The sequence below is a fragment of the Syntrophorhabdus sp. genome (assembly GCA_012719415.1).
Lineage (GTDB): Bacteria > Desulfobacterota > Syntrophorhabdia > Syntrophorhabdales > Syntrophorhabdaceae > Delta-02.
The window spans coordinates 1-4,696 of the sequence record JAAYAK010000144.1; the positions used below are offsets into that span (position 1 = coordinate 1).

The 4,696-nt window shown below is 61.1% G+C and carries 6 protein-coding genes; 5 read left to right on the forward strand and 1 reads right to left on the reverse strand.

Annotated features, from left to right (window positions below; genetic code table 11):
* The first annotated feature begins 340 nt into the window (after positions 1-340).
* The 5 genes from GXX82_09035 to GXX82_09055 are packed head-to-tail and all read left to right on the forward strand — an operon-like array spanning position 341 to position 4,449.
* Positions 341-547 (forward strand): DNA-binding protein, encoded by a 207-nt coding sequence (locus tag GXX82_09035; GenBank protein ID NLT23178.1) that lies wholly within the window; start codon positions 341-343, stop codon positions 545-547.
* Positions 548-555: 8 nt separating this feature from the next.
* Positions 556-1,242: a class I SAM-dependent methyltransferase gene (locus GXX82_09040; GenBank protein NLT23179.1), complete on the forward strand. Its 687-nt coding sequence runs from the start codon at positions 556-558 to the stop codon at positions 1,240-1,242.
* Complete coding sequence (locus GXX82_09045) at positions 1,226-1,702, forward strand: C_GCAxxG_C_C family protein (protein ID NLT23180.1); 477 nt, start codon at positions 1,226-1,228, stop codon at positions 1,700-1,702. The genes GXX82_09040 and GXX82_09045 overlap by 17 nt, the downstream gene beginning before the upstream one ends.
* Positions 1,668-3,101: a radical SAM protein gene (locus tag GXX82_09050; GenBank protein ID NLT23181.1), complete on the forward strand. Its 1,434-nt coding sequence runs from the start codon at positions 1,668-1,670 to the stop codon at positions 3,099-3,101. Before GXX82_09045 ends, GXX82_09050 begins: the two co-directional genes overlap by 35 nt.
* The gene (locus GXX82_09055; GenBank protein ID NLT23182.1) at positions 3,091-4,449 is read left to right on the forward strand and encodes a phenylacetate--CoA ligase family protein; all 1,359 of its coding nucleotides are present in this window, start codon (positions 3,091-3,093) and stop codon (positions 4,447-4,449) included. The genes GXX82_09050 and GXX82_09055 overlap by 11 nt, the downstream gene beginning before the upstream one ends.
* Before the next feature lie 74 nt (positions 4,450-4,523).
* Here GXX82_09055 and GXX82_09060 read toward each other — a convergent pair.
* On the reverse strand, positions 4,524-4,696 hold a 173-nt coding region (locus GXX82_09060; protein ID NLT23183.1), incomplete at its 5' end, for a hypothetical protein.

The window sequence follows — 4,696 nt, forward strand, 5'->3', positions numbered from 1 at the left end:
AAACAATAATAGGAATTATGTTTGTCCACCGCCGGTATGGGGTGGACAAACGCGTTAATGGCAAGGAGAGCGGATGGTGAAAGAAGGGAAAAGACTGCTGATCGATGCCGATGTTCAGGCCGTCCTCGAGAAGAGGGGGATCAGGGAAGAGGACATTCAAGAGGTCCTTGATTTCGGAGAGGAAACGGGAAATGTCTACATGCACCCGGACACGGGACATCTTCTGTCCTACTTCACGCCGGCGACGACGACCTATTGGGTCGAGTTCGGCCGGGACGGCGGGGCGTACAGGATATACAGGGCCTATTCCCACCGCATGGAGATACTGCACGGGTTCAACATGCCCGCGAAGAAACAGCAAACGCTTGACTGGACCTGTACGAAGTGTGACAGGAGACTCGAGCTGGCCACGGTGAAGCTGAAATACATGGAGGAGACCTTCGGTGTCGACATACCTGCGTGTCCTTCCTGCCAGCGCATATTTGTAAGCGAGGAAGACGCCACTCAGAGGATGGCCCAGGCCGAGAAGATGCTCGAGGACAAGTAGCGCCTGCCATGGAGAATGATGAACGGAGGGCATGCCTTCAGAGGATGACGGGCGGGACCTTGAGGCCCGGTGGACTCACCCTGACGACGAGGGCCCTCGAACTGTGCCGTGTGCCTCCCGAGGCCCGGGTCCTTGATGCGGGGTGCGGCAACGGTGTGACGCTCAGGCATCTCAGGGAACGATACGGGGTTCGGTGCTGCGGCCTCGACCTTTCCATGGAGATGCTTGCGGCAGCGAGGGACGAGGACGGGGAGGGTTCTCTCGTGCGGGCAAGGATGGAAGAGATTCCCTTCAGGAACGACGCCTTTCAAGGCGTCCTGTGCGAGTGTGTTCTCTCCCACACCAACGCGGAGGTGGTGGTGAGGGAGTTCTCCAGGATCGTGGAAGAAGGCGGCTTCCTCATTCTTTCCGACCTGTATCGCCTCTTTCCCGGGTCGGCTGCGCCGCAGGGCATGGAGGTCCTTGGCAGGGACCGTCTGGAGGAATGCCTGACCCGGTCTGGTTTCGATATCGTGACCTGGGAGGACAGGACCGCCGACCTCAGGAGGCTGGCGGCCGAGCTCATCATGTCGGGCTGCTCGTTGCCGCCGTACCATGTGGCCGCCGGGGCTGCTCCCGCAAAGGCATTCCATGACTGGAGGGGCATCGGGTACTATCTTCTCGTTGCAAGGAGGACCAATGACAACCAATGCTGATAGTGAAGTGATCGAACTCAACGAACGTGTCCTGGAGGCGGCGAAGCTCAACAGCATGGGCTATTGCTGCACGCAGATAATGGCCATCATGATGTTAAGGAGCATGGGTCGTGAGAACCCGGACCTCGTGCGGGCCGTCGGCGGGTTGTGCAAGGGCATAGTTGACGCCGGGGAGACGTGCGGCGTTCTGTTCGGAGGTGTCTGTCTCATCTCTTTGTTCCTGGGGAAGGGTTCCGACGACGAGACGGCGAAGGGCGACCTTCCCTTCGCGATCTACGATCTCGCAGAGTGGTTCGAGCGCCAGACCAAAGGACCCTACGGCGGAAAGAAGTGCGTCGATATCCTCACCGTGAGTCCCGACAAGAAGGCCTGTCTCAAGCTGATCGTGGGGACCTACGACAAGGTGCTGTCCATACTCGAGGCCTATGGCGTTCGCCCCGGGGAGACCGCGCGTGGGTGATGCCCCTGCCGCACGGGTGGTCAAGAGGTCGGAGAGCCTCTGTCCTGTCTGCCTCAAGCTCGTCGAAGCCACCCTGATGGAGAGGGACGGAGAGGTTTTTCTGGAGAAATCCTGCGGCGAGCATGGTCGATGGAGTGTGCCCGTCTGGAGGGGCGACCCGCGATATGAGGATTGGACGCGACCGAAGAGCCCCGCTCACCCCGAGGTCCTCTATGGCCGGGTCGAGAGGGGGTGCCCCTTCGATTGCGGTCTCTGCGCGGCTCACCGCCAGTATCCCTGTTCCGTTCTCCTCGAGATCACGAACCGGTGCAACCTCGGGTGCCCCGTCTGTTTCGCCGATACACCGCGCCATCCCATACGGCCCGATGAGCCGGACCTTCGGACGATCAGCTGGTGGTATGATCGCGTTATGGATGCGGCCGGCGCGTGCAGCATACAGCTGTCCGGCGGGGAGCCCACGCTCAGGGAGGACCTGCCGGAAGTGGTGGCCCTGGGGGTGAAGAAGGGGTTTTTCTTTATCCAGGTGAATACGAACGGGATCCTCATCGCCGGCAGGCCCGGTTACGCGAAGGTGCTGCGCGAAGCGGGCCTTTCCACCGTTTTCCTCCAGTTTGATGGAACTGAGGACCGGATACACACGGAACTCAGGGGCCGCCCGCTTCTTGACGTGAAGATGGCCGCCATCGAAGAGTGTGGTGCGGCCGGATTGGGAGTGGTCCTCGTTCCCACCCTTGTGGCGGGTGTGAATACGGGCGACATCGGATCTATCCTCCGCCTTGCCGTGAAGCTGAGCCCCGTCGTGAGAGGTGTCCATTTTCAACCTCTCAGTTATTTCGGGCGCTATCACGTCGCACCCGAACCGGCAAGAAGGTTCACTCTCCCCGAGGTCATCGCGGCGATCACCGGGCAGGCGGGCGATCTTTGCGACCGATGGAATTTCCTGCCGCCGGGCACCGAGAACGACCATTGCTCCTTTCATGGCAGTTTCCTTGTGATGCCCGACGGCCGTCTGAAGGCGACGTCCCCGTCGGCCGACCTGTGCTGCCGGGGGACGAGTGACGGCAGGGAAGGGCTCCAGCGGACCGTTTCCACCGTGGCCAGGCAATGGTCACCCGCCTCATCCTGCTGTGCGCCCGGCATTCCGGCACACAGGGACGCCCCCGGCGGCAAACCCCTCGTTTCCGACGAGGGTGTCATCGACCTCGACGCGTTCCTGGAGAGGGGAAGGGACTTCGGGTTCTCCATTTCCTGCATGGCCTTTCAGGACGTCTGGAACATCGACCTCGACCGGCTGCGGGACTGCTGCATCTCCATAATGTCACGCGACGGCCGTCTCATTCCCTTCTGCGCGTATAATCTCACCAGTGAAACGGGGCAGACGCTTTACCGTGGAAGATAGGCCAGCAAGAACACCCCTCGATGAATGGATCGCCGGGAAGATCGGAATCGGCAGGAAGGTATCGCCCTTCCTCTCCCGGGATGACCTTGATCGGTATCACCTTGAGAAGCTCCGCGGAGCGGTGGACTATGCGAAGCTGAACAGCCCCTTCTACGCAAGGCTCCTCAGGGGGTTTTGCGGGAGGGACCTCACTTGTCTGGAAAGTGTCGCTTCCCTGCCTTTCACGACGGCACAGGACATAAAGGACTCCCCCTTAAGCTTCCTCTGTGTCTCTCAGGACGAGATAGCGCGCGTCGTTACCCTCACCACCTCGGGCACGACAGGCGCGTCGAAGCGGTTCTTTTTCACCGCGGAGGACCTGGAACTCACCATCGACTTTTTCCATCACGGCATGTCCACCCTCGTATCCCCCGGGCAGCGGGTGCTCATACTCCTCCCGGGGGAAAAGAGGGACAGCGTGGGTGACCTTCTGAAAAGGGGGCTTGCCAGGATGGATGTGGAGGGAATCGTTCACGGCCCGGTGCGCGATGTCGAAAAGGCGCTGTCGGATGTCGTGAGGTTCGGCATCGACTGCCTCGTCGGGATACCCACGCAGGCGCTCTGGATGGCACGGAAGGGGAGCGGGAGTATCCCGGCCGGCCGGGTGAAGAGCGTACTCCTGTCGACGGACTACGTCCCGAGGGCCATCGTCGAGGAACTCGGGAGGCTGTGGGGTTGTCCCGTCTTCTCCCATTACGGGATGACGGAGACGGGCCTCGGCTTCGCCGTCGAATGCGCGGCCGTAAGCGGTCACCACATCCGGGAAGCGGATCTCTACGTGGAGATCGTGGACCCCGTCACGGGCCTGCCTTGCGCCGACGGGCGGCAGGGGGAGATCGTCTTCACCACACTTACCCGGAAGGGAATGCCCCTTATCCGGTACCGCACCGGGGACATCTCTCATTTCATGGCCGAGCGCTGCGCCTGCGGCACCGTGCTCAAACGCCTCGGCAGGATCGCGGGCAGGTTCGAGGGCGGGGTGCACGTCGGCAAAGGTCATGTCATTGCCATCCCTGACCTCGACGAGGCCCTGTTCCCCATTCCGGGATTGATCAACTACTCCGTTGAGATCGTCCGCGGCGGTGGGAAAGACCTGCTCCTCCTGTCTCTCCACAGCATCGGCACCGTCGATGACGGCGACATCGCGAATGCGGCCCGCGGGGCCGCGATGACGGTGCCCGACATTCACGAAGCGGTTACGGAAGGTTCCCTCGAAGTCCCCCTCCCCACCTTCACCCCGACAAACCCCTTCACGACGGGGGTGGGGAAAAGGAGGATAGTGGTGAAAGAGACGGGTAATGGGTTATAGGTCATAGGTTATAGGAAGACAGCATCTTTCCCGTACCGCCCATCGCCCATGACCCATCACCCATGACCCATCACCTATCTTCCCGTCACCTTGTTGATCGCGTCTATCCTGTACTGCAGGTTGGGGTGGGTGTCGAAGAGGCCTGTCGAGTCGGAGCTTTCTCCCTTCGATGCGGCGTATTGCTTGAGCTTTGTGAGGGCTGAAACGTAATGGTCCGGTGTGAGCCTGAGGAGGTGGCACTGGTCGA

What these genes read in the sequence shown, in the direction of transcription:
- GXX82_09035 (NLT23178.1), top strand. Translation starts at nt 341, where the DNA reads ATGCCCGCGAAGAAACAGCAAACGCTTGACTGGACCTGTACGAAGTGT.
- GXX82_09050 (NLT23181.1), top strand. Translation starts at nt 1,668, where the DNA reads ATGGCGTTCGCCCCGGGGAGACCGCGCGTGGGTGATGCCCCTGCCGCA.
- GXX82_09045 (NLT23180.1), top strand. Translation starts at nt 1,226, where the DNA reads ATGACAACCAATGCTGATAGTGAAGTGATCGAACTCAACGAACGTGTC.
- GXX82_09040 (NLT23179.1), top strand. Translation starts at nt 556, where the DNA reads ATGGAGAATGATGAACGGAGGGCATGCCTTCAGAGGATGACGGGCGGG.